Annotated in this window: 18 protein-coding genes and 1 pseudogene; 3 read left to right on the top strand and 16 right to left on the bottom strand. The window is 69.4% G+C overall.

Annotated elements, in window-relative coordinates; all coding sequences use genetic code 11:
• The first annotated feature begins 354 nt into the window (after positions 1 to 354).
• Positions 355 to 1,152: an IclR family transcriptional regulator gene (locus ACFVJQ_RS27595; RefSeq protein WP_385516305.1), complete on the top strand. Its 798-nt coding sequence runs from the start codon at positions 355 to 357 to the stop codon at positions 1,150 to 1,152.
• A 16-nt stretch (positions 1,153 to 1,168) separates the two neighbouring features.
• Here the strand turns inward: ACFVJQ_RS27595 and folP are convergent, their stop codons facing one another.
• The 10 genes from folP to ACFVJQ_RS27545 form a co-directional block, all read right to left on the bottom strand.
• Positions 1,169 to 1,996 (bottom strand): dihydropteroate synthase, encoded by an 828-nt coding sequence (folP, locus tag ACFVJQ_RS27590; RefSeq protein ID WP_385788114.1) that lies wholly within the window; start codon positions 1,994 to 1,996, stop codon positions 1,169 to 1,171.
• 202 nt (positions 1,997 to 2,198) lie between these two features.
• Complete coding sequence (locus tag ACFVJQ_RS27585; RefSeq protein WP_385516303.1) at positions 2,199 to 2,801, bottom strand: sarcosine oxidase subunit gamma; 603 nt, start codon at positions 2,799 to 2,801, stop codon at positions 2,199 to 2,201.
• Positions 2,794 to 6,087 carry a sarcosine oxidase subunit alpha family protein gene (locus tag ACFVJQ_RS27580; protein WP_385787900.1) on the bottom strand — a complete coding sequence of 1,098 codons (3,294 nt, stop codon included), beginning with the start codon at positions 6,085 to 6,087 and terminating at the stop codon, positions 2,794 to 2,796. Before ACFVJQ_RS27580 ends, ACFVJQ_RS27585 begins: the two co-directional genes overlap by 8 nt.
• Before the next feature lie 11 nt (positions 6,088 to 6,098).
• Entirely contained in the window at positions 6,099 to 7,331 is a 1,233-nt protein-coding gene (locus tag ACFVJQ_RS27575; RefSeq protein ID WP_385516301.1) for a sarcosine oxidase subunit beta family protein, read from the bottom strand.
• Positions 7,332 to 7,401: 70 nt separating this feature from the next.
• Positions 7,402 to 8,262, bottom strand: a complete 861-nt coding sequence (locus ACFVJQ_RS27570) for a bifunctional methylenetetrahydrofolate dehydrogenase/methenyltetrahydrofolate cyclohydrolase (RefSeq protein WP_385787896.1) — start codon at positions 8,260 to 8,262, stop codon at positions 7,402 to 7,404.
• 36 nt (positions 8,263 to 8,298) lie between these two features.
• Positions 8,299 to 10,737 carry an FAD-dependent oxidoreductase gene (locus ACFVJQ_RS27565; protein WP_385516299.1) on the bottom strand — a complete coding sequence of 813 codons (2,439 nt, stop codon included), beginning with the start codon at positions 10,735 to 10,737 and terminating at the stop codon, positions 8,299 to 8,301.
• A gap of 225 nt (positions 10,738 to 10,962) precedes the next feature.
• A complete protein-coding gene (locus tag ACFVJQ_RS27560; RefSeq protein WP_385787892.1) occupies positions 10,963 to 11,940 on the bottom strand; it encodes an ABC transporter substrate-binding protein in 978 nt (325 codons plus the stop codon).
• A gap of 13 nt (positions 11,941 to 11,953) precedes the next feature.
• Entirely contained in the window at positions 11,954 to 13,963 is a 2,010-nt protein-coding gene (locus ACFVJQ_RS27555) for an ABC transporter permease (protein ID WP_385787889.1), read from the bottom strand.
• Entirely contained in the window at positions 13,963 to 15,048 is a 1,086-nt protein-coding gene (locus ACFVJQ_RS27550) for a glycine betaine/L-proline ABC transporter ATP-binding protein (RefSeq protein WP_385516296.1), read from the bottom strand. Before ACFVJQ_RS27550 ends, ACFVJQ_RS27555 begins: the two co-directional genes overlap by 1 nt.
• Positions 15,049 to 15,068: 20 nt before the next feature.
• Positions 15,069 to 16,538 carry an aldehyde dehydrogenase family protein gene (locus ACFVJQ_RS27545; RefSeq protein WP_385787886.1) on the bottom strand — a complete coding sequence of 490 codons (1,470 nt, stop codon included), beginning with the start codon at positions 16,536 to 16,538 and terminating at the stop codon, positions 15,069 to 15,071.
• 217 nt (positions 16,539 to 16,755) lie between these two features.
• Between ACFVJQ_RS27545 and purU the strand changes: the two genes are divergently transcribed.
• The gene (gene purU / locus ACFVJQ_RS27540) at positions 16,756 to 17,637 is read left to right on the top strand and encodes a formyltetrahydrofolate deformylase (RefSeq protein ID WP_385516311.1); all 882 of its coding nucleotides are present in this window, start codon (positions 16,756 to 16,758) and stop codon (positions 17,635 to 17,637) included.
• Between the two features lie 72 nt (positions 17,638 to 17,709).
• Here the strand turns inward: purU and ACFVJQ_RS27535 are convergent.
• From ACFVJQ_RS27535 to betA, 3 genes and pseudogenes are all read right to left on the bottom strand, one after another.
• Positions 17,710 to 18,383 (bottom strand): annotated as a pseudogene (locus tag ACFVJQ_RS27535) (alpha/beta fold hydrolase); the annotation flags it as partial.
• A 58-nt stretch (positions 18,384 to 18,441) separates the two neighbouring features.
• Positions 18,442 to 19,278, bottom strand: a complete 837-nt coding sequence (locus ACFVJQ_RS27530; protein WP_385787884.1) for a 5,10-methylenetetrahydrofolate reductase — start codon at positions 19,276 to 19,278, stop codon at positions 18,442 to 18,444.
• A 3-nt stretch (positions 19,279 to 19,281) separates the two neighbouring features.
• Positions 19,282 to 20,952: a choline dehydrogenase gene (betA, locus tag ACFVJQ_RS27525; RefSeq protein ID WP_385787882.1), complete on the bottom strand. Its 1,671-nt coding sequence runs from the start codon at positions 20,950 to 20,952 to the stop codon at positions 19,282 to 19,284.
• Positions 20,953 to 21,154: 202 nt separating this feature from the next.
• Between betA and ACFVJQ_RS27520 the strand changes: the two genes are divergently transcribed.
• A complete protein-coding gene (locus ACFVJQ_RS27520; RefSeq protein WP_385516292.1) occupies positions 21,155 to 21,901 on the top strand; it encodes an IclR family transcriptional regulator in 747 nt (248 codons plus the stop codon).
• 1 nt (position 21,902) lies between these two features.
• Here ACFVJQ_RS27520 and ACFVJQ_RS27515 read toward each other — a convergent pair whose 3' ends face one another.
• The 3 genes from ACFVJQ_RS27515 to ACFVJQ_RS27505 form a co-directional block, all read right to left on the bottom strand.
• Positions 21,903 to 23,033 (bottom strand): aromatic ring-hydroxylating dioxygenase subunit alpha, encoded by a 1,131-nt coding sequence (locus ACFVJQ_RS27515; RefSeq protein ID WP_385787879.1) that lies wholly within the window; start codon positions 23,031 to 23,033, stop codon positions 21,903 to 21,905.
• Positions 23,034 to 23,164: 131 nt separating this feature from the next.
• Entirely contained in the window at positions 23,165 to 24,328 is a 1,164-nt protein-coding gene (locus ACFVJQ_RS27510; protein ID WP_385516290.1) for an NAD(P)/FAD-dependent oxidoreductase, read from the bottom strand.
• Complete coding sequence (locus tag ACFVJQ_RS27505; RefSeq protein WP_067276415.1) at positions 24,325 to 24,687, bottom strand: bifunctional 3-phenylpropionate/cinnamic acid dioxygenase ferredoxin subunit; 363 nt, start codon at positions 24,685 to 24,687, stop codon at positions 24,325 to 24,327. Before ACFVJQ_RS27505 ends, ACFVJQ_RS27510 begins: the two co-directional genes overlap by 4 nt.
• Positions 24,688 to 24,836: the final 149 nt, after the last annotated feature.

Here is a 24,836-nt window from a genome sequence, read left to right as displayed (position 1 = left end):
GGTCGATCTCCTCGTCGAGGGGAGGGAGAGGACTTCACTGGGGCCCGGGTGAGGACCGAGGCCGAGGCAGAATGTTGCATATTGCGCAACTTTCATCGCTATAAGCAACGACCGACCAAACTGTCTCCCTGCGGACACCCACTGTCAAGGGGTTGGCCGAGCGAACTCGCCATCCCGCTGGAAGTCGTCCGCCGGACACCCGCAGACACAGCGAGAGCCGTGTGCTGGTCAACGGGAACTGCACTATGGCCTTCCGCCGACGGGACGGGCCGTGCAACCATGCGGGCGGCCGGATCCCGCCATGGGGGTCGCCTTCCACGGCCCCTGCGGGACCCATGGACGTATAGTTGCGCTATGAGCAACTACACCGCAGATAGCGAAACAGCAGGTCCCGCGGTGAACGGAGTGCAGTCCGTCGACCGTGCCGTCAGCGTCCTGGAGATCCTGGCCCAGCGCGGCGAGGCGGGTGTCAGCGAGGTCGCCGCCGAGATCGACGTCCACAAGTCGACCGCGTTCCGTCTGCTCGGGGCACTGGAAGCACGTGGTCTGGTCGAGCAGACGGCCGAGCGGGGCAAGTACCGGCTGGGCTTCGGGCTCGTGCGTCTGGCCGGCGCGGTAACGGGCCGTCTCGACATCACCCAGCAGGGCAGGCCGGTGTGCGAGCGGCTCAGCGAGGAGATCGGCGAGACCGTCAACATCGCGGTCCTGCAGGAGCACTACGCGGTCAACCTCTACCAGGTACGCGGCCCGGGCGCGGTCGGCACCCACAACTGGGTCGGGCAGCTCACCCCGGTGCACGCCACGTCGAGCGGGAAGATCCTGCTGGCCCACCTGCCGGAGAAGGAGCGCGCCGACGTGCTCGCGGCATCCGGGATGCAGAAGCTTACGCCGCACACTCTGACCGCCAGTACGAGGCTGGAGAAGAACCTCGCCGAGACGCGGGAGCGCGGGTACGCGGTGACGCTGGAGGAATTCGAGATCGGCCTGCACGCCATGGCGGCCCCGATCCGGTCCCGCGACGGCGAGGTCATCGCCGCGCTCAGCGCCTCCGGCCCCGCGTACCGCTTCACCGAGGAGCGCATCCACGAGTTCGCACCAGTACTGATCAAGGGCGCGGAGGAGATCAGCCGCCGGATGGGCTATCTGGGCTGAGGCTCCACAGGGGCGCTCAGCGCAGCGGCGACCGTGCTGACGCTGCCGCCTCGACGCCCCAGCGAGCCGTCACCCGTACCGCGTCCAGCGTCGAGGCGACGTCGTGCACCCGCAGGCACCAGACGCCCTGCGCGGCGGCGAGGACGGACACGGCGGTCGTCGCGGCATCACGCAGCCGTGCTGGGCGCGGTTGTCCCGTCGTCCGGTCCGCCAGCAAATGGCCCAGGAACGACTTGCGTGACGCGCCCACGAGGACGGGGTGGCCCAGTGCACGGACCTCCTCCAGACGGCCCAGCAGCTCCCAGTTGTGCTCGGGCGCCTTGGCGAAGCCCAGCCCGGGGTCGATGATCAGGCAGCCGGGCGGGATCCCCGCCTCCAGCGCTGCCTCGATCCTCAGGCGGAGCTCGTCGAGCACGTCGGTGACGACGTCGTTGTAGACGGCGTTCGCCTGCATGCCGGCGGAGTGTCCACGCCAGTGCATCACCACGTACGGCGTGCCCGCCCGGGCCATCAGCGGCAGCATCGCGGGGTCGGCGAGGCCCCCTGAGACGTCGTTGATCAGTCGTGCACCCGCGTCCAGCGCGCGGGCGGCGACCTCGGCCCGCATGGTGTCGACACTGACGATCGCGCCCACCGCGGCGAGTTCCCGGACGACGGGCAGAACGCGTCGCAGCTCCTCCTCTACCGGCGGGCGTGTCGCGCCGGGGCGGGTCGACTCACCGCCGACGTCCACGATGTCCGCTCCCTGCGCGAGCAGGGCGAGTCCGTGCGCGACGGCCGCGTCCGCCGCGAACGACAGCCCGCCGTCGGAGAACGAGTCCGGGGTGACGTTCACCACGCCCATGACCAACGTCCGGCCGGGGCGTAGAAGCCCGTGCGGGTGGAGTTCCGGCGTTCCCGGGTGCGGAGCGGTGGTGGCGTGGGTCGTGGTGGTCACAGAGGTCCGACTTTCGATGCGAATCACGAAACGTCATGCAGAAGGCCCTGTGGGAGCCCTTCAGCAGAGCTCCCACAGAGGCGACGGGGGGCAACCCCGTCGTGGTCGCTCAGATGTACTCCGTCGCCGCGTCGAGCAACCAGTCCGCCAGATAGCTGGCGAAGGACGAGCGGACCAGCACCCAGAATCCGGCCCTGGGTTCGCCCCGGGCGACCAGGACCACCTGCGTGCGGCCCAGTGTCGTCTGGGCGCAGCGCCCGGACCCGAAGGCCCGCGGATGCAGGTCCAGCGGGCAGCCGTGGGCCAGCAGGTCGTGGGCGCGGGGGCCCGTGACGAGGAGCGTGGTGCGCTGGGCGGAGACGTCGGTGACGGAGACCGGCTCGTCTTCCGCGGCCTCCCGGATCCGGCTCTCCAGGTCCCGTTCGCTCCCCGGCGGTCCGACCAGCAGCCACTCGTCCGGACCGAGCCACAGCGCGGTCAACTCCCCCGCGCGTACGACGGTGTTCGGCTGGAGGGGCAGTTGGAGGTCCAGTGCGAGCCCGACGGCTTCCGCCGCCGCTCCCTTGGCGTCGAGGCGCACGTTGATCTGGGCCAGGAAGGGGAGTTCGGCCAGCCGGATCGCACCCCCGGACGTGCGTGTCGCGGCGGCCAGGCGCTCCGCGACGTGCGACAGGGGGCTGCGGAGCGGGGCGGTCAGGGCGTTGTCAGCCATCGCGGCGGGCTCCCTCGGGGTCGTAGAGGACGGGGCTTGCGACGGTCACCGGGACCAGTTGGTCGCCCACGGGGGCGTACAGCCGCTCGCCGATGCGGTCCCGGCCGCCCTTGATCAGGGCGAGCGCGAAGGTCCGGCCGAGGGCCGCGCTGCGGTAGCTGGAGGTGACGTGGCCGAGCATCGGGACGGGCGGCTCCGGCAGCACGCTGTCGGCGACCAGGTGGGTGCCCTCCGGGAGGAAGGTGCCCGGGTCCTCGGGGAGGAGGCCGACCAGGTGCTTGCGGTCGGGGCGGGTGGTGTCCGCACGGGCGTAGGACCGCTTGCCGATGAAGTCCGGCTTCTTCTTCGACACCACCCAGCTCATGCCGAGGTCCTGGGGAGTGACGGTGCCGTCGGTGTCCTGGCCGATGATCGGGTAGCCCTTCTCGGCCCGCAGGACGTGCATGGTCTCCGTGCCGTACGGGGTGATGCCGTACGGGGCACCGGCCTCGTACACGGCCTCCCAGAGGGCGAGGGCCTCCCACGGTGACACGTTGATCTCGTAGGCGAGTTCGCCGGAGAAGCTGATCCGGCACACCCTGGCCTCGATGCCCGCGGCGGTCGTCTCGCGCCATGCCATGAACGGGAAGTCGTCGTTGGCGACGGCGAGTCGGGGCGCGAGCGAGCCAAGCACCTCGCGGGACTTCGGACCGACCAGGGCGACCGTGGCCCACTGCTCGGTCACGGACGTGCAGTGGACCTTCAGCTCGGGCCACTCGGTCTGGAGCCACTCCTCCATCCAGTCGAGTACGGCGGCAGCGTTGCCCGTCGTCGTGGTGACCAGGAAGCGGTCCTGGGCGACGCGGATGACCGTGCCGTCGTCGAAGACCATGCCGTCCGGGCGGCACATGACGCCGTAGCGGATCATGCCGACCTTCAGGGTGCTCATCATGTTGGTGTAGAGCCGGTCGAGGAAGACACCGGCGTCCGGGCCCTGCACGTCGATCTTGCCGAGGGTGGAGGCGTCCATGAAGGCCACGTTCTCGCGGGCCGCCCGGCACTCGCGCAGTACGGCGGCTTCCATGTCCTCGCCGTCCTGCGGGTAGTACCAGGGGCGCTTCCACTGGCCGACGTTCTCGAAGAGGGCGCCGTGCGCGACATGCCACTCGTGGAGGGCGGTCGTGCGGATGGGGTCGTGCAGGGCGCCTCGGTCGCGGCCCGCGAGGGTGGCGAAGGAGACCGGGGTGTAGGGCGGGCGGAAGGTCGTCGTGCCGAGCGCCGAGATCTCCACGCCGAGCAGTTCGGCGACGACGCCGCTGGCCAGGACACCGGAGGTCTTGCCCTGGTCGTTGGCGGTGCCGGCCGTGGTGTAGCGCTTGGTGTGCTCGACCGAGCGCAGACCGGCGCCGGTCGCGCGGGCCAGGTCGTCCACGGTGACGTCGCGTTGGAGGTCGACGAAACGGGGGGCGTCCGAGGCACCCGGGACGACGTACACGTGCATGGAGGGCGTCGGCTGAGGCTGTGCGGCCACCGCTGCCGGGAGGCGGGGCGCCTCGGGGGTGTAGCCCTCGGCCTCGATGGCGCGGGCACCGGCGGCCGCGCCCTGTGCCAGGACCGCGGCCGGGTCGAGGACGCCGCTCGCGCTGCCCACGACCTCGACCGCCTGGCGGGTGGTGTCGGGGACGAAGGAGCCCAGCGTCTCTTCGTAGCGCAGCTTGCCGCCCGACTGGCTGAACAGGTGCGCCACCGGGTTCCAGCCGCCGGAGACCAACAGCAGGTCGGCGGCGAACTGCCGCTGCCCCGCGGACTCTCCGTACGGGGCGACGGTCACGGCCGTGAGGCGCGTGTCGCCTTCCGTGCCGGTGACGGCATGGCCGGGCAGGACTTCGATGCCGCCCGCCCTTGCGTGCGCCGCCCACTCCCCCGGTTCGGGGCGGGTGTCGACGATCGCCGTGACCTCCACGCCTGCCGCGGCCAGGTCCAGCGCTGCCGCGTAGGCGCTGTCGTTGGTGGTGAAGACGACCGCGTGGCGGCCGGGCAGGACGCCGTGGCGGTTGACGTGCGTGCGGGCCGAGGAGGCCAGCATCACTCCGGGGCGGTCGTTGTCCGCGAAGGCCAGCGAGCGCTCGTGGGCGCCGGTGGCGAGGACGACGCGGCGAGCGCGGATGCGCCAGACGCGTTCGCGGGAGACGTTCTCGGGGGCCTCGGCGCCGAGGTGGTTGGTACGGCGCTCGACGGCGAGGAGGTGGTTGTCGTCGTAATAGCCGAAGACAGTGGTACGGCGCAGGACGCGGACCTCGGGGGCGGTGTCGAGCTGCCCGGTGATCTCCCGCACCCAGTCGAGGTGTTCGGCCGTGCCCAGGAGGCTGCCGCCGAGTTCCGGGTGGTCGTCGGCGAGGATGACGCGCGCGCCGCTCTTCGCTGCCGCCGCCGCGGCCGCGAGGCCGGCCGGGCCCGCGCCTACGACCAGCAGGTCGCAGTGGGCGTGTACGGCGTCGTAGCGGGCGGGGTCCGGTTCGGTGGCGAGGCGGCCCTGGCCGGGGAGGCTGCTCGCGACCAGGCCGTCGTAGAGCTCGACCGTCGTCGCGGGGAGCATCGGCTCGGGGAACGGGGCCTCGATCTGGACGACCGCGTTGGGCTCCTCCACGCCGGCGGAGAAGATGCCACGGGGGCGGCCGAGCTTGATGCTGGTGCCGGCCTGGATGACTCCGTTGGCCAGGAGGGCAGAGGCGAGGGTGTCACCGCGGAAGCCCTGGTATTCGGTGCCGTCGAAGGTGAAGGTGAGGGGGGCGCCGCGGTCGATACGGCCGCGGGTGGGGTGGCGGAACGGATGGCCCGCGGCGGAGCCGCTGATGGATGCAGCACCCCCGCCGCCCCTACCCGTCCCGTCCTGAAGGGACTCCGCCCCTTCGACCCCGCTGGGGGCTGCGCCCCCAAGCCCCCGCTTCGGCTCTGAACCGGCCTCGTCCTCAATCGCCGGACGGGCTGGTGATGCCGGACGGGGCTGGGAGGTTGCCGTACGCCTCAGTTCATCAAAGTCCCGACGACCCTCCCCCGCTCGATACACCGCCAGAATCTCGTTCGTCGACGTGTCCCGCACCGCGTTGAACCAGCGGCGGCAGCCCGCCACGTGGCTCCAGCGCTCGGCGAAGGGGCCCTTCGGGTTGTCGCGGAAGAACAGGTACCGGGCCCACTCCTCGTCGCTGAGAGACGCCGGGTCCTCCGGATACGGCACGTGGGCCTGGCCGCCGTAGTGGAACTCGGCCTCGTCGCGGGGCCCGCACCACGGGCAGGGGATGAGCAGCATGGATCGGCTCCCTAGTGGGCCACCGCGGCCGCGCCGTGCTCGTCGACGAGCGCGCCGGTGGTGAAACGGTCGAGCGAGAAGGGGGCGTTGAGGGCGTGCGGGGTGTCGTGGGCGATGGTGTGGGCGTAAACCCAGCCGACGCCCGGGGTGGCCTTGAAACCGCCCGTTCCCCAGCCGCAGTTGAGGTAGAGGTTGTCGACGGGGGTGAGCCCGATGATCGGCGAGGCGTCGGGGCTGACGTCCACGATGCCGCCCCAGGTGCGCAGGACGTGGGCGCGGGCGAAGACGGGGAACAGCTCCAGGGCCGCCGACATCTGCTCTTCGATGATGTGGAAGGCGCCGCGCTGGGTGTAGGAGTTGTAGGCGTCGATGCCCGCACCCATGACCAGCTCGCCCTTGTGGGCCTGGCTGACGTACACGTGGACCGCGTTGGACATGACGACGGTCGGGTGCACGGGCTCCAGCAGCTCCGACACGAGCGCCTGCAACGGGTGGCTCTGGAGGGGGAGTTCGATGCCCGCCATCGCGGCGAGGACCGAGGTGTGGCCCGCCGAGCAGAGCGCCACCTTGCCGGCCGCGATCGAGCCGAGGTTCGTCTGGGCGCCCACCACTCGGTTGCCGACCACGTCCAGGCCGGTGACCTCGCAGTTCTGGATGATGTCGATGCCCGCGGCGTCCGCCGAGCGGGCCAGGCCCCAGGCCACGTGATCGTGCTTGGCGATGCCGGCGCGCGGCTGGTAGGTGGCGCCCAAGACCGGGTAGCGCACGTCCGGGGAGATGTTGACGATCGGGCAGACTTCCTTGACCCCGTCAGCGTCGAGCCACTCCGCGTCCACGCCGTTGAGGCGGTTCGCCTCCACGCGGCGCACACTGTCACGTACGTCCTGCAGGCTGTGCGCGAGGTTCAGCACACCGCGCTGGGAGAAGAGGATCGGGTAGTCGAGCTCCTCCGCCAGGCCCTCCCACAGCTTGAGCGCGTGCTCGTAGATGCCGGCGCTCTCGTCCCACAGGTAGTTGGAGCGGATGATCGTGGTGTTGCGGGCCATGTTGCCGCCCGCGAGCCAGCCCTTCTCCAGTACGGCGACGTTCGTGATGCCGTGGTTCTTCGCCAGGTAGTGGGCGGTGGCCAGGCCGTGTCCGCCGCCGCCGACGATCACTACGTCGTACGACCGCTTGGGCTCGGGCGTACGCCACAGCCAGTCGGGGTGGTCGGGGAGGTCGGCGCCGGGAGTGCGGGGGCTCATCGGACGTCTCCGTCTTCTGAAAGGTCTTCTGAAAGGTGCGGATACTGCGGGTACTTGGGGACTGGAGCGTTCATACGGCGGTGGCGTTCCTCTCGGCGGCCTCGACGACGTTGGCGAGCAACATCGCTCGGGTCATGGGGCCCACTCCCCCGGGCATGGGCGCGAGCCATCCGGCGACCTGGGCGGCGTCCGGGTGCACATCGCCGACCAGCCCCTGGTCGGTGCGGGTGATGCCGACGTCCAGGACCGCCGCGCCGGGGCGCAGCATGTCCTTGGTGACCAGGCCGGGCGAGCCGGCGGCCGCGATGACGATGTCCGCCTCGCGTGCGTGCCAGGCCAGGCCCTTGGTGCCGGTGTGGCAGAGGGTCACGGTGGCGTTCTCGGAGCGGCGGGTGAGCAGGAGGCCGATGGGGCGTCCGACCGTGATGCCCCGGCCGATCACGCACACCCGCGCTCCGGCGAGGGGCACGTCGTGGCGGCGGAGCAGTTCGACGATGCCGCGCGGGGTGCACGGCAGCGGTGCCTCGACGCCCAGGACGAGTCGGCCGAGGTTCACGGGGTGCAGGCCGTCGGCGTCCTTGGCCGGGTCCATGCGTTCCAGTACGGCGCCCGCGTCCAGGTGGCGCGGGAGCGGGAGCTGGACGATGTAGCCGGTGCAGGCCGGGTCGGTGTTGAGCTCGTCGATCGTCTCCTCGACCTGCTGCTGCGACGCGTCGGCGGGCAGGTCCCGGCGGATGGAGGCGATGCCCACCTGGGCGCAGTCGCGGTGCTTTCCGGCGACGTAGGCGTGACTGCCCGGGTCGTCGCCGACCAGCACGGTGCCCAGGCCCGGCGGGCGGCCGACGGTGGTCGTCAACTTGGCTACGCGCTCCCCGAGTTCGCGGCGGATGTCGGCGGCGGTCGCCTTGCCGTCGAGCAGCTGTGCGTTCACCGGCGGTGTTCCTTCCCTCGGAGTCGACTCTGGGTGTCAGCCACGGAGGCGGGACATGGTGGGGTCGAACAGGGGCTCCTCGGCGACGACCGCCTCGACGCGCTGGTCGAAGTAGCCGATGTGCACGGTCGTGCCGGGGGCGGTGAGCTCGGCCGGGAGCCAGGCGTAGGCGATGCCCTTGCCGATCGTGTAGCCATAGGCGGCGCTGGTGACGTAGCCGACCGCACGGTTCCCGTCGTACACCGGCTCCTTTCCCATGACGACCGACTGCGGGTCGTCGATGGTGAGGCAGGTGAGCTTGCGTCGCACGTTTTCCTTACGGCGCTCCAGCGCGGCCTTGCCGATGAAGTCGTTCTTGTCGAGCTTCACGGCGAAGCCGACGCCGGCCTCGTAGGGGTCGTGCTCGTAGGTCATGTCGGTGCCGAAGGAGCGGTAGCCCTTCTCCAGCCGGAGGCTGTTGAAGGCGCCGCGGCCGGCGATGACGCCGCCGAGGGGCCCCGCCGCCTGCCACAGGGTGTCCCACAGCTTCAGGCCCTGGTCGGCGGTGGTGTAGAGCTCCCAGCCGAGCTCACCGACGTAACTCAGGCGCATTGCGGTGACGGGCACCGAGCCGATGTAGGCGCGCTTGGCGCGGAAGTACTTCAGGCCGTCGCCCGAGAAGTCCTCGTCCGTCAGGGGTTGCAGGACCTTGCGGGCGAGCGGGCCCCACAGGCCGATGCAGCAGGTGCCGGGGGTGATGTCACGTACCTGGACCGTGCCGTCGGCGGGGAGGTGGCGGGTGAACCAGTCGAGGTCCAGGTTGCCGTTGGCGCCGACCTGGAAGAGGTCGCGGGCCAGGCGGGCGACGGTGATGTCGCTGCGGATGCCGCCGTCGTGGTCGAGGAGCAGGGTGTAGGTGACCGAGCCGACGGACTTGGCGACCTTGCCGGTGCACAGACGCTCCAGGAAGGCGGAGGCGCCTGGGCCGCTCACCTCCAGGCGCTTGAGGGCCGTCATGTCGTACATCGCGACGGTCTCGCGGGTGACCTGCGCCTCGGCGCCGACGATGGGCGACCAGTACTGGGCTGCCCAGTCGTTGGGGGTGGGAATGCTGCGGCCTTCGACCAGGGACGCGTTGGCCTCGTACCACTGCGGGCGCTCCCAGCCGTTCGCCTCCAGGAAGAAGGCGCCGTGCTCCTGCTGGCGAGGGTGGAAGGGGCTGGTGCGGATCGGGCGCGGGTCACCCGAGGGCTGGAGGGGGTGGAGGATGTCGTAGACCTCCACGAAGTTCTGGCAGTCGCGGGCCAGGACGTACTCCGGGGACAGCTGGTGCGGCTCGAAGCGGTTGACGTCGCACTCGTGCAGGTCGAAGGACGAGCAGTGGCCGTCGACCAGCCATTCGGCCATCGCCCGCCCCACGCCCGCGGAGTGGGTGACCCACACGGCCTCGGCGACCCAGAAGCCCTTGACGTCCGGGGACTCGCCGAGGAGCGGGAAGTTGTCGGTGGTGAAGGAGAACAGGCCGTTGATGCCCTCCTCGACCTTCGCTTCCCTGGTCGCGGGGAGCAGGGACTGGGTCTCGGTCCAGGCGTCCTCGAAATCCTCCTCGGTGAACTTCAGGACCGACGGCATCTGGTCGGCCTCGTCCACGGAAAGGATGTCGTCGGCGGAGATCGGCATCGCGCGGTGGCCGTAGTAGCCGATGCCCAGGCCGTCGAAACGGTCGCGGTAGTAGAGGTCGGCGTCCTGGTGGCGCAGGATCGGGCGGACCGCTTCCTCGGTCTGGCCGACCAGGGCCGGGACGGGGCCGGTCCAGGCCAGTTGGTGGGCGAGCGGCGTGAGCGGCAGGTTCATGCCGACCATGCGGGCGATCTTCGGGCCCCAGATGCCGGCGCAGCACACGACGATGTCGGCGGGGATCTCGCCCTGGTCGGTCAGGACGCCGGTCACCTTGCCGTCGGCCCGCAGTATGTCGAGGACCTCGTGGCGGGCCAGGAAGCGCACGCCGCGCTCGGTTGCCCGGCGGATCTGCGCCTCGACGGCGAGGACGGCCTTGGCGAGGCCGTCCGTCGGGACGAGGAGGCCGCCGAGGACCTTGTCGCGGTTGACCAGCGGGTGCTGCTCGACGCACTCGCCGGAGGTCAGGATCCGTGACTCGATGCCCCAGGCGGAGATCCAGCCGTGGCGGCGGTGCAGTTCCGCGAGGCGCTCCGGGGTCGTCGCCACTTCCAAGCCGCCGACCTGCAGGAAGCAGGGCTTGCCGTCGACGTCTAGGGAGCAGAACTTCTCGACGGTGTAGCGGGCCAGCTCGGTCATGGTCTTGGAGGAGTTCGTCTGGAAGACCAGGCCCGGGGCGTGCGAGGTGGAGCCCCCGGTGGCGGGGAGCGGGCCCTGGTCGACCACGGTCACTTCGGTCCAGCCTCGCGCGGAGATCTCGTCCGCGAGTGCCGCGCCAACGACGCCCGCTCCGATGATGACCACTCGCGGTCCCGCCATCGCCGCACCTCCGGTTTGATAACCAGTCGAGCCGATCCGGTTGCTGTTTACGCAACTTGATTCAGGTTGCGCAACTCAATGTGCCTTCCGTGCAGGTGGGTGTCAAGGGGTCCGCGACCTCGGAAAACCGGCCGGAACACGGCAATGCCCGGTGGGCGGTGCGCACCCCGCGCGCACCGCCCACCGGGCATGTTCCGACCGGCTTCCGACTCCCGGCTTCCGGCGCTACTTGAGCCAGGCGTCCACCTTGTCGCGGTTGGCCTCGACCCATTTCTCCGCCGCCGCCTCGGGGGTCATCTTGTCCACCGCGATGTACTTCGCCACGACGTTCTGGTCGTCGTTCGCCCAGGTGAAGTTCTTCACCAGGTCATAGGCCGGGCTGCCCGACTTGGCGAACTCCGCGCTGACGATCTTGTCCAGCTTGTACACGGGGTAGTCGCAGTCGACCTTCTCGGCGTCGGCGTCGCAGCCCGCCTTGTACTCGGGCAGCTTGACCTTCACCAGCGGTACCTCGGACATGAACCACTGCGGCTCGTAGAAGTAGCCGATCACCCATTCCTTGTCCTTCTCCGCCTTGCGGAAGGCCTGGATGAGGGCGGTCTCGCTGCCCGCGTACACGACCTTGTAGTTCAGCTTCAGGTTCTTCACCAGGGCCTCGTCGTTGGTCACGAACGACGGGTCGCCGTCGAGGAGTTGGCCCTTGCCGCCGGACTCGGACGTCTTGAACTCGGCCGCGTACTTGTTGAGGTTGTTCCAGTCGGTGATGTCCGGGTGTTCCTTGGCCAGCCACGGCGGCACGTACCAGCCGATGAGGCCTTCGTTGCCGGTCGGGCCGGCGTCGACGGCGGTCTTCTGGTCGGTGATGTACTTCTTCTTCAGGTCGTCGTGGCCCCAGTTCTCGACGACGGCGTCGACCTCGCCCGTCCCGAAGCCCTGCCAGGCGATCTCTTCCTTCAGGTCCTTCTTGGTGACCTTGCAGCCGAGGTCGTTCTCCGCGACGTAGGCGATGACCGCCGCGTTGGCCTCGTACCCCACCCACGGGTTGACCGCGAGGTTGAAGGTGCCGCACTTGCCGGAGCTGCCCGAGCCGCCGGCCTCCGAGGAGCTGTCACCGACCTTCGCACCGCCGCAGGCGGTGAGGGTGAGGCCGAGGACCGCCAGGCCGGCCGCGCCGACTCTCCACTGTCTTGCTTGCCTTGCCATGGTCAGTTGCTCCTTACGCGCTGGTACGCCGCGCCGCTGCCTGAGTGATCCGGTCGAACATGACTCCGAGAAGGACGATGGCCAGCCCCGCGGCGAGCCCCTTCCCGTACAGCTGTCCCTGCGAGAAGCCGGCCACGACGTCGTAGCCGAGGGCACCCGCGCCCACCAGGCCGCCCACCACAACCATCGACAGCACGTAGATCAGGCCCTGGTTGGTCGCAAGAGTCAGGGCGCCGCGCGCCATCGGCAGTTGGACCTTGGTGATGATCTGCCAGGTGTTGCACCCGGCGGAGGTGGCCGCCTCCACGGTGGTGGCGGGCACGTTCCGTACGCCGTCCGCGATGATCTTCATGGCGACGGGAGCCGCGTAGACGACGGCGGCGACGATCGCCGTGAAGCGGGTCGCGCCGAACAGCGCGAGGAACGGCACGAGATAGACGAACGGCGGCATGACCTGTGCCGCGTCCAGGCTGGGCCTGAGCAGCCGGTCCACGAGCGCGCTGCGTCCCATCCACACGCCGAAGACCATGCCGAGCAGCATCACGAGCACCGTGGCGACGACGGTCGACGCCAGCGTCGTCATGCTGTCCGACCACACCCCGGTGCCGACCAGCAGGCCCACGCACACCGCCGTGGTGATGCCGGCGCGCCAGCCGCCGAGGACGACGCCGAGGCCGATCAGGGCCGCGCCGACGAGCCACCACGGGGAGTCCGTGAGCAGTGTCTGGAACGGGTTGAGCAGACCGTTGGTGATGGCGTCGCGGAAGGCGTTGGTGATGCCCGACAGGTTGTCCTGCGCCCAGGTGGTCACGGTGTCGGCCCCGCTCGAGATGGCACTGCCGGTGCTTCCCTCGCCGGGGAACTCCGCCGCCCATACATAGGTGTGCGACAGGTAGATCAGGACAGCCGTGACCGCCGCGCCCACGCCCAGCAGCGGGCGTCGCCAGGTCAGGAAGCGGTTCTTCGAACGCCGGGCCGCCTCCTCGCGTCCGCTCGCCGCCGTGGTGACCCGGTCCAGCACGATGGCCATGACCACGATGGCCAGACCCGCGTTGAAGGCCGTGCCGACGTCGAGCGACTGCAGCGCCTGGACGACGGTCTTGCCGAGGCCGGGCGCGTCGATCAGGGCGGCGATGGTCACCATGGCCAGAGCGGCCATGATGGTCTGGTTCACACCCATCACCACGGTCCGCTTGGACATCGGCAGCAGCACCTTCGTCAGGGCCTGCCGTCGCGTGGCACCCAGCGAGTCGGCCGCCTCGACCGTGGTCTTCGGTACGGAACGGATGGCGTGCGCGGTGATGCGGATCGCGGGCGGCGCCGCGTAGATCAGCGTGGCGATGGTGGCGGACGCCGGGCCGATGAGGAAGAAGAGGGTCAGCGGGGCCAGGTAGACGAAGGTCGGCATCGTCTGCATGAAGTCCAGGAAGGGCGTCACGATCCGGTTGAACCGGTCGGACAGCCCCGCCCACACACCCAGCGGGATCGCGAACAGCAGCGCCACGAACACCGCGGAGACGGTGAGCGCCAGGGTGTCCATGCTCTCCTGCCACAGGCCCTGCAGGCCCAGGAAGGTGAAGCCGGCCACCGCCAGCAGCGCGACCCGCCAGTTGCCCACGGCCCAGGAGACATAGCCGGCGATGCCGACGACACCCAGCCAGCCGATCTGCGGGACGGGGCGGTCGACGGAGGGCTGCGAGATCAGCTCCTGGACGAAGGTCACCAGGGAGTCGATGACCAGGCGGATCTCGTTGAAGAAGTACAGGAAGAGCGGGTTGGAGTTGCGGTTCGCGCCGATCGAGTCGTTGACGTCGTTGAACCACCGGTGCAGATCGGTCAGGTCCGCCGCGGCCAGGGCCAGGGTCTGCTTTCCGCGCAGCACGAGGAACAGCACCAGCCAGACGACGAGGATCGCCGCCACCACCATGGACCGGCTGACCTTGCGCACGCTCTCGGCGGGAGCGGCCTGCTCCACGGCCTGAGTCTTCTCCGGTTTCTCTGTTTTCTCCACGGCGACGGTCATCACGCGCCGCCTTCCTGCCCGGCGACCACCGCGAGGATCTCCTCGTCGCCGACAATGCCGAGCAGCTTGCCGTTCTCGACGACCTTGACCGGCTTGTCGGCCGCGAGCACCGCCCGGGTGGCCTCCTTCACCACGACGTCCGGGCCCAGCTCGGGACCGTCCAGTTCGTCGCCGTCCTCCGGCGGGCGCATGATCCACCGCAGAGTGAGCACGTCGCCGCGAGGCACGTCCTTCACGAACTCGCGCACGTAGTCGTCCGCCGGGGCGCCCACCAGCTCGTCGCCGGTGCCGCACTGGACCATCTTGCCGTCGCGCATGATCAGGATGCGGTCGCCCAGCTTGAGGGCCTCGGAGAGGTCGTGGGTGATGAACACCATCGTCTTGCCGACCTCGTGGTGCAGGCGGATGACCTCGTTCTGCATGTCACGCCGGATCAGCGGGTCGAGGGCCGAGAACGGCTCGTCGAAGAAGAGCACGTCCGGATCACCGGCCAGCGCACGGGCCAGACCGACGCGCTGCTGCATACCGCCGGACAGCTGGTCGGGGTAGGAGTTCTCATAGCCCGCGAGGCCGACCAGCTCGACGACCTCCTGGGCCCGCCTGGTGCGCTCGGCCTTGCCCATGCCGCGGATCTCCAGACCGAACGCCACGTTGTCGACGACGCGGCGGTGGGGCAGCAGACCGAAGTGCTGGAACACCATGGAGAACTTCCGGCGCCGCAAGTCGCGCAGGCGCTTGTCGTCCGCCTCGCGGATGTCCTCGCCTTCGAACACGACCTCACCGGCGGTGGGTTCGATCAGCCGGGTCAGACATCGCACCAGCGTGGACTTGCCGGAGCCGGACAGGCCCATGACAACGAAGACCTCGCCAGGCGAGACGTCGAAGTGGACGTCGCGTACGGCGGCAGTGCATCCGGTGCGGTCCATGAGCTCGCGGCGGGTGAGCCCGCACAGCTCCTCGGAGTCCGGGACCTGGTCGGCCTTCGGCCCGAACACCTTCCACAGCCTGCGCACGGATATGACCGGGGTGGAGCCCGAGTCCTGGGGCGTGACGCGCCGCTGCGGCACCTCGGTCTGTGTGGTCACGTTCGACCTTCTTTCGGCGTTCAGCCGCGGAACCAGTGCTGCGGCCGGGGTTGGATGTTCTGCCAGATGTGTTTGGGCTCTCGGTACTCGTTCAGGCCGGTCGGTCCCAACTCCCGGCCCACACCCGAATGCCCGAAGCCACCCCATTCCGCTTGCGGCACATAGGGGTGGTAGTCGTTGATCCACACCGTGCCGTGGCGCAGCCGCCGGGCGACCCGCTGGGCCTTGCCGGCGTCCTGCGTCCACACGGCTCCGGCGAGTCCGTACTCGGTGTCGTTGGCGATGCGTACGGCGTCGTCCTCGTCGGTGAAGCGCTCCACGGTGAGCACGGGCCCGAAGGACTCCTCGTGCACCACCCGCATGTCCTGTCGGCACTCGTCGAGCACGGTGGGCAGGTAGTAGTGGCCGTTCGCCAGCGCGGGGTCGTCGGGCCGTGCGCCGCCGCAGCGCAGTACGGCGCCTTCGGCGAGGCCGGACACGACGTACGCCTCGACCTTCTCCCGGTGCTGTGCGGAGATCAGCGCTCCGGTCTCGGCCTCGGGGGCGAAGGGCCCGCCGAGGCGGATCCGCCGGGCCCGGCGGACGACCTCGTCGACGAAGCGGTCGTGCAGCGAGTCCTCGACGATCAGCCGTGCACCGGCCGAGCAGACCTGCCCCGAGTGCAGGAAGACGGCCGTGAGGGCGAAGTCCACGGCCGTCTCGAAGTCGGCGTCGGCGAAAACGACGTTCGGGTTCTTGCCGCCGAGCTCCAGCGCGATCTTCTTCACGGTCGCGGCGGCGGTGGCCATGATGCGCTTGCCCGTCTCCAGGCCTCCGGTGAAGGAGACCATGTCCACGGCCGGGTCATCGGAGAGCGGCGCGCCCACCTCGGGCCCGGTACCCAGGACGAGGTTCGCGGCGCCGGCCGGGAGCCCTGCCTCCTCCAGTGCCTTCATCAGCAGGATCGAGGTGGAGGGGGTGAGCTCGCTGGGCTTGAGGACGATCGTGTTGCCGGCGAGGAGTGCGGGGGCCACCTTCCAACTCGCCTGCAACAGCGGGTAGTTCCAAGGAGTGATCAGTCCGCACACGCCAACCGGCTCGTACACCACGCGACTTACGGCGTCATCGCGGCCGGTGTCGATGACGCGGCCGGCGCCGGTGCCTCCGAGGCCGCCGTAGTAGCGGAAGCAGGAGACGACATCGGCGATGTCGTACTCGCTCTCCACCAGCCGCTTGCCGGTGTCCAGGGACTCCGCGCGGGCGAATTCCTTGGCGTCGCGCTCGATGAGGTCGGCAGTGCGCAGCAGCAGCGCGCCGCGCTCTCGATCGGAGGTGCTCGGCCAGGGCCCCTCGTCGAAGGCGCGGCGGGCCGCGGCGATCGCCGCCTCGGTGTCGGTGCGTGTCGCTTCCGAGACGGTCGCCGCGAGCGTGCCGTCAGCGGGACATCGGATGTCCCGGTGCCCACCGGCCACCGGGTCCCGCCATTCGCCATCCACATACAGGTCTGCCACGCGCCGAGCCTTTCAACCGAAATTCGTTGCGCATCGTGCACCCGATTGCTTGTGGTGGAACACCCTGGCGAACATCCGGACAGACGTCAAGAGGTTGGCCGATGACGATTTGGCCATGCGATCACTTATCCGGCCACCCTTGACCGCAAGCAACACCAAGCCGACCATGTTGCGTATCGCTCACCATGTTGTGCAATACGCACCGACGGAGGCCGACGTGTCCCCTAAGTTCCCTAGACCGCAACCTGGCCGTGAGTACGTTCTCACCCTCTCCTGTCCGGACAGCGCCGGACTGGTCCACGCCGTGAGCGGCTTTCTCGTCAGGAACTCCGGCAACATCCTGGAAAGCCAGCAGTTCGACGATCGGCTCCAGGGCCGTTTCTTCATGAGGGTCCACTTCGACGTTTCCGATCCAAACGCCGAGCTGGAACAACTGCGTTACCGGTTCGGTCCCGTGGCCCAGGCCTACGGCATCTCCTGGACCCTGAGCGACGCGGCCACGCCGACCCGGACACTGATCATGGTGTCCAAGTTCGGCCACTGCCTGAACGACCTGCTCTTCCGCCGGCGCACCGGCGCCCTCAACATCGAGATCCCCGCGATCGTCTCCAACCACCGGGACTTCGAGGGACTCGCTCAGACGTACGGCATCCCCTTCCACCACATCCCGGTGACCAAGGAGACCAAGGCGGACGCCGAGGCGCGGCTGCTGGAGCTCGTGCGTGAGCTGGACATCGACCTGGTGGTGCTGGCCCGCTACATGCAGATCCTCTCCGACGACCTGTGCAAGGAACTGGAGGGCCGCGCCATCAATATCCACCACTCCTTCCTCCCCAGTTTCAAGGGCGCGCGCCCCTACGAGCAGGCCTACGCGCGCGGAGTGAAGCTCGTCGGCGCGACGGCGCACTATGTGACGCCGGACCTGGACGAGGGCCAGATCATCGAGCAGGACGTGGTCAGGGTGGACCACTCGCTCGGCCCCGGCGAGCTGGTCACGGTCGGGCGGGACGTGGAAGCACAGGTGCTCGCGCACGCGGTGAAGTGGCACAGCGAGAGCCGCGTGATGGTGGACGGCAACCGCACGGTGGTCTTCCGCTGAGCTGCAGTCACAGGGGGCGGGACCGGATTCCGGTGCCGCCCTCTTCGTATACGGACCCGGGCGCGCCCCCGGTCACAACGGCTGCTGGAGGAACGCGATGAGCACGGCTATGAGTTCCGCGGGGGCGTCCTCCTGGACGAGGTGGCCCGCGCCGGCGATCGGTTCGAATCGCGCGCCGGGGATGAGAGCGACGAGCTCGCGCCCCTTCGCCACCGGGATCCAGCTGTCGTCCTCGCCCCAGCAGACGAGCGTGGGGATGCCGATCCCGCTGTACCGGCCCTGGATCTCGTCGGTGTAACGCTGGTCGGACTGGGCGATCTGCCGGTGGAAGGCCGCTTGGCCGGGGCCGTCCAGCCAGGGCTCGACGAGCCGGTCGAGGACCGCGGGGCGCAGGCCGGGGCTGCTGGCGGAAGCGACGTACTCACGCACCAGGGCGCCGTGCAGTGCGGGCGGTAGCCGCTCGAACACGTCGGAGTGCTCGCCGACCAGCCGGAAGAACGGGGACCCCCACGGTGCCAGGGCGACCGGATCGACCAGGGCGAAGGCCGGGTAGCGGGCGCCGTGCAGCAGGTGCGCCCGCAGGGCGACGGCACCGCAAAGTCATGGGCGACCACGAGCGGTTCCTCCAGGCCCCAGTGGCTCAGGAGTTCGGTGAAGACGCGGCCCTGCGCGGCCAGGGACACGTCCTGGCCCGCTGCCTTCTCGGAGGTCCCGTAGCGGGGCATGTCCCAGACGAGCACCTGATGGGCTGTTGAAGGTTCGGGTCAGCTTCCAATCGGTGTCCGTTGCCATCCTTCTTCTGGTTCAGCCGCTCAGCCGGTCCAGCAGCGCGCGGCGCCACCGCTCCGTTTCGGCGATCTGATTGAACGTGAACAGGTGCAGACCGGCCACTCCCGCCGAGGGGGCGGTGAGGGCCTCCTCCGTGCGGGCCAGCAGCCTCTCGGGCGCATACCCTCCGGGGGCCGCGAAACGCACGAACCACGAGGCGTGCTTCGTCAGGAAGCGCGTCGACTCCCCCACCCCGATCTTCGTGGCCATCGCCAGCAGCTTCGCCCGCTGCACGGGCCCCGCGATCCCCACATGGACCGGCAGGGTGACGTCCCGGCGCCGTATACGAGCGATCCACTCCCCCAGCACCCGCGGGTCGAAGCAGAGGTTGCTCACGATGTACGTGGCGTGCTCGCGCTTGTCCCACATCGCCTGGATGGTGACGTCGTCGTGGATGAGCGGATGGCTCTCGGGGTAGCCGGTGACGCCGACGTGAGCGAAGGGCCTGCCCAGCTCGTTCAGCTTGCGCAGCACCGGCAGTGCCCCGTCGTAGACCCCGGCAGGCGGGTCGGCGTCGCCGGCCGGGACGAAGACGTCGTCCACGCCCGCCTCGCGCAGCCGGCCCGTGACCTCCTTCAGGTGCAGGTCGTCCCGCAGCAGCCGCGCCGGCACGTGCGGGACGACCCGGTAGCCGTGCGCCGCGAGCCGGCTGGCGAGGTCGAGGGTCGGTTCCAGGCCCTTGACCGGCGACGCCGTCACGGTGACGACGACGTCGCGCGGGACATGGGCGAGGACCTTGTCCTCGGTCGCCTTTGCGGGCAGCACCTCGTAGCGGACGCTGTCCAGCAGCGCCCGGAGCCCTGCGGTGCCCAACGCCTACTCCGCCTGCTTCTGGACGTCGCGGTGGCGGTAGTACGCGGCCTTCGACGGCGCCGGCGGCTCCTTGCCGAGGATCAGATCGGCGGCCTTCTCGGCGATCATCATCACCGGGGCGTAGATGTTGCCGTTGGTGACGTAAGGCATCACCGACGCGTCCACCACACGCAGACCCTTCACGCCGTGCACCCGCATGCTCGTGGGATCGACGACGGACATCCCGTCGGTGCCCATCTTGCAGGTGCAGGACGGGTGCAGGGCGGTCTCGCCCTCCTTCGCGACCCAGGCGAGGATCTCCTCGTCCGTCTCCACCGACGGTCCCGGCGAGATCTCCCCACCGTTGTAGGGGGCGAGCGCGGGCTGGTTGAGGAGCTTGCGGGCCACGCGGATCGCCTCGACCCATTCGCGGCGGTCCTGCTCGGTGGAGAGGTAGTTGAAGCGCAGCGCCGGGTGCTCGCGCGGGTCCTTGCTCTTGATCTTCACCGAGCCGATGGCGTCCGAGTACATGGGTCCGACGTGCACCTGGTAGCCATGGCCACCGGTGGACGAGGAGCCGTCGTAGCGGACCGCGACCGGCAGGAAGTGGAACATCAGGTTGGGGTAGTCGACGTCCTCGTTGCTGCGGGCGAAGCCGCCTGCCTCGAAGTGATTGGTGGCAGCCGGGCCCTTGCGGAAGAGCCACTGCAGTCCGATGAAGGGGGCGCGCCACTTCGCCATGTACGGCTGCATGGAGACCGGCTGCCTGCAGGCGTACTGGACGTAGACCTCCAGGTGGTCCTGCATGTTCTCGCCGACGCCCGGGAGGTGGTGGACGACGTCGATGCCGAGGGCGCGCAGTTCCTCGGCGTTGCCGACGCCGGAGAGCTGGAGCAGCTGCGGGGAGTTGATGGCGCCGCCGCAGAGAATGACTTCCCTGGCGCGGACCTGCTGGAGCGCTCCCCAGCCGCGCTGGAACTCGACACCGACGGCGCGCTTGCCTTCGAAGAGGACGCGGGTGACGAAGGCCCGGGTCTTGACGGTGAGGTTCGGCCGCCTCATCGCGGGCTTGAGGTACGCCTTCGAGGCCGACAGGCGGCGTCCGCGATGGATATTTCGGTCGAACTTGGCGAAACCTTCCTGCCGATAGCCGTTGACGTCGTCGGTGGGGGCGTGACCCGCCTCCTGGGTGGCCTTCAGAAAGGCGCCGAAGAGGGGGTTGGTCGCCGGGCCGCGCTCCAGGACGAGGGGGCCGTCGTGGCCGCGGAACTCGTCGTCCGGGTCGGCCACCAGACAGTTCTCCATCCGCCGGAAGTACGGCAGACAGTGTGCGTAGTCCCAGGTCTCCATGCCCGGGTCGGCGGCCCAGCGCTCGTAGTCCATGGGGTTGCCGCGCTGGAAGATCATGCCGTTGATGCTGCTGGAGCCACCCAGCACCTTGCCGCGCGCGTGATAGATGCGCCTGCCGCCCATGTGAGGTTCGGGCTCGGACTCGTACTTCCAGTCGTAGAACCGGCTGCCGATCGGGTAGGTCAGCGCCGCCGGCATGTGGATGAAGACATCCCACGGGTAGTCCGATCGGCCCGCCTCCAGGACCAGCACCCGGTTGGCCGGGTCAGCGGAGAGTCTGTTCGCCAGTGCACTGCCGGCCGAACCGCCACCGACGATGACGAAGTCGTATTGCAGGGGAGCCATGGTGCCTCGTCTCGCTCGCGCCGTAGATATGCGAGGCATGCTAAACCCGGTCGCGTTATACGCACTAGGTTGCGAACAGCGCAACTTCCAACGTCTTCGTTTCGGTACGGTTACTTGCAAGGGCGTTGTTTACTACGCGTATAGTTTCACTGTGAGCAACTACAGCCCTGACACAGAAACGTCGAATTCGCAAACCGGCGGCGTGCAGTCGGTGGACCGCGCCATCAGCGTCCTGGAGATCCTCGCCCAGCGCGGCGAAGCGGGCGTCAGTGAGGTGGCGGGCGAGATCGATGTGCACAAGTCCACCGCCTTCCGCCTTCTCGGCGCCCTGGAGGCGCGCGGCCTGGTGGAGCAGGCCGGCGAGCGCGGCAAGTACCGGCTCGGCTTCGGCATCGTCCGCTTGGCCGGCGCGGTCACGGGCCGTATCGACATCACCCAGCAGGGCCGCCCGGTCTGCGAACGCCTCGCCGCGGAGATCGGCGAAACAGTCAACATCGCCGTCATGCAGGAGCACTACGCGATCAACCTCTATCAGGTGCGCGGCCCGGGCGCGGTCACCGCGCACAACTGGGTCGGCCAGCTGACGCCGCTGCACGCCACGTCGAGCGGCAAGATCCTGCTGGCCCACCTGCCCGCGAAGGAGCGCGCCGCGCTGCTGTCCGCCGCCGGTATGAAGAAGGTCACCCCGCACACCATCACCGCGAAGACGAAGCTCGAGAAGAACCTCGCCGAGGCGCGGGAGCGGGGCTACGCCTTCACCCTGGAAGAGCTGGAGATCGGTCTGCACGCCATGGCCGCGCCGGTCCGCAACCGGGACGGCGAGGTCATCGCGGCGCTCAGCGCCTCCGGGCCCTCCTACCGGTTCACCGAGGAGCGCCTGCACGAGCTCTCCCCGGTGCTGATCAAAGGCGCCGAGGAGATCAGCCACCGCATGGGCTACCTGGGCTGAATCACCCCTGAGGCGTGCCCAGGCGCTCGTTCACCCAGTTGTGGAATTCGCCGATGTGGTGCTCGCTGGGCACCAGCACGCCACCCTTGGCGTACGCCTTCGAGCTCATTCCGGGCTGCGTGCGCTCGCAGGCGTCGAAGTCCTGCTGGTTGACCCGGTGGAAGAGTTCCACGGACCGGCTGACGTCCTTGCCGCTCTCGACGACGTGCGGGAGGTAGAGCCAGTCGCACTCGACGATCGTGCGGTCCACGGACACCGGATACATCCGGTGGAAGATCACGTGGTCGGGGACGAGGTTGATGAAGACCTGCGGCCGGACGGTGATGGCGTAATAGCGGCGGTCCTGGTCCTCGGCGACCCCGGGAATGCGGTCCAGGCCCTCGGAGCCGTCCACGGTGAAGCCGTGGACGTCCTCACCGAACTCGGCACCGTGGCCCACGTAGTACTGGGCCGCGTAGCCGTCCGCGAACTCAGGGAGCACTTCGGTGAGTTCGGGGTGGATCGTGGCGCAGTGGTAGCACTCCATGAAGTTCTCGATGATGAGCTTCCAGTTGGCCTTCACGTCGTAGGTGATACGGCGGCCCACCTGGAGGTTCTCGATGCCGTAGCGCTCGATCGACTCGACGTCGCCGAGACGGGCGACGACCTCACCGATGACGTCCTCCTCGAAGGAGGGCGAGTTCTCCGCCAGGCACACCCACACATACCCGAGCCACTCCCGCACATGGACGTTGATCAGGCCGTACTCGGTGCGGCCGACATCGGGCATCGACGTCAGGTTCGGCGCGGCGACGAGCTTGCCGTCCAGGCCGTAGGTCCAGGCGTGGTACGGGCACTGGAAGGCCCGCTTGACCTCGCCGGACTCCTCGGTGCACAGCTTGGCTCCACGGTGCCGGCACACGTTGAAGTACGCACGGATGGAGTTGTCACGCGCCCGGGTGACGAGGATGCTCTCGCGGCCCACGTCCACGGTGCGGAAGGCGCCGGGCTTCGCCAGCTCTGAGGCGCGCGCGACGCAGAACCACATGGTCTCGAATATGCGCTCCTGCTCCTGCGCGAAGATCTGCGGATCCGTGTAGGAGGAGCCGGGGAGAGTGGCGATCAGGCTGTCCGGCAGGCTGGTCGAGGTCACGGTGCACTCCTCGGGAGAACGTCGTGGAGGGGTCATTCACGCGCCGGGAAGAGCGACTCCGGACGGCGTTGTGTATGGAGCAACGCTGCGTGCTATGCGCAACCGCAGCATGGGATGCCGCTGGGGCGGTGTCAAGATGCGGTGGCGGCGAGTTGCTTGCGCCAGCGCATGAACAGACGCGGCTGGTTCAGCGCGAGCACAGCGACCGGGTTCCCGGCCCGCCGGTAGACGGCCAGGACGTCGCGGTCGTCCGCGGCGCCCGCCTCGATGGTCACACTGTCCGCGCCGGCCGCGTGACCGGCGAACTGGATCTTCACGCCGTACTGGTCGGACCAGAAGTACGGCGGCCTGGGCACACCCGGTTCCACCGCACCCCCCGCCAGCAGCGTGGCGACCGCGGCGTCGGGGCGCTCGCGCGCACCGGTCCAGTGCTCGACACGGCGATGGAGGCCCGCGCGCGGATCGTACCAGTTGGCGCAGTCACCGACCGCGACCACACCGGCCAGGCTGGTGCGGCCGTCCGCGCCGCACTTGACGCCGTTGTCAAGAACGATGCCGGAACCTTCCAGCCACTCGACGCACGGGCGTGCACCCACACCGACCACGACGATGTCGGCGGGGATGCCGCGGCCGTCCTCGAGCAGGACGGCGTCGACGCGAGTCTCCCCGCTCAGCCCCTTGACGCCCACGCCGCACAAGAGCCGTACGCCGTGGTCGGCGTGGAGGGCGGAGACGATGGCGCCCATGGTCTCGCCGAGCGGTCCGGCGAGCGGTGTCGGGGCCGCCTCCACGACGGTCACCTCGAGCCCGCGGGCGTACGCGGTGGAGGCGACTTCGGCTCCGATGAAGCCTCCGCCGATCACCACCAGCCGTCCGCCGCGGGCCAGTTCGTCCCGCAGGGCTCGGGCGTCGTCCAGGGTGCGCAGGGTGTGGACTCCGGCCAGGCCTTCGGAGCCGGGGAGGCTGCGCGCTGCGGCGCCGGTCGCGATGACGATGCCGTCGGCGTGCACCTCCCGCCCGTCCGCGAGTCGGACGGCGCGCTCCGCGTGGTCGAGTCCGGTGGCATGGACGCCCAGCAGCCACTCCGCCTGGAGGTCCTCGTCGTCCGCCTCCAGGGCGAGTTCGGCCTCGCCGAGAGTGCCGGCCAGGAACTCCTTGGACAGCGGGGGCCTGTCGTACGGGCGGTGGAGCTCGTCTCCGATGATGACGAGCCGACCGCCGTAGCCCTGCTTCCGCAGTGAGCGCGCCGCCGACAGACCGGCCAGCGAGGCGCCGACCACGGCGACGGTCCTCACGCGGGACCCCCGGCGAGCCGGGCTGCGACGCAGGGCGGCAGGTTGGGCGCCTCCGTGGACAGCCGGACGTAGATCATGCCGTCCTCGACGACGACCTCGTGCGTCCGGACCGGAAGCTTGGCCGGCGGGGCGTCGACCGCACCGGTTCTCAGGTCGAACTTCGAAGCATGCAGTGGGCATTCCACCTCGCAGCCCTCCAGCCAGCCGTCGGCGAGCGAGGCGTCCTGGTGGGTGCAGGTGTCGTCGATGGCGAAGAGTTCGCCGTCGTCGGTGTGGAACACCGAGACCGGCGGATCGATGTCGAGCCGGTGGGCCTCGCCTCGCGGGAGATCCTCGAGACGGCACGCGGGAATCATCATGACACCTCGGTGCGTATAACGAAACGGATTGCGGTAAGCGCAACATCAGTCTGAGGTCGCCCAGAACCCTTGTCAAGGCATTCAGAGGGCACCCTGAGTCGCCCATCGTGTTGCGCGATTCAGAACATGATTCACATAGAACAACAGCA

It is taken from the genome of Streptomyces sp. NPDC127197 (assembly GCF_042672405.1).
GTDB lineage: Bacteria > Actinomycetota > Actinomycetes > Streptomycetales > Streptomycetaceae > Streptomyces > Streptomyces flavusporus.
Note: the sequence above shows the minus strand (reverse complement) of the source record. Positions and strands in the feature narration are given on the sequence as shown.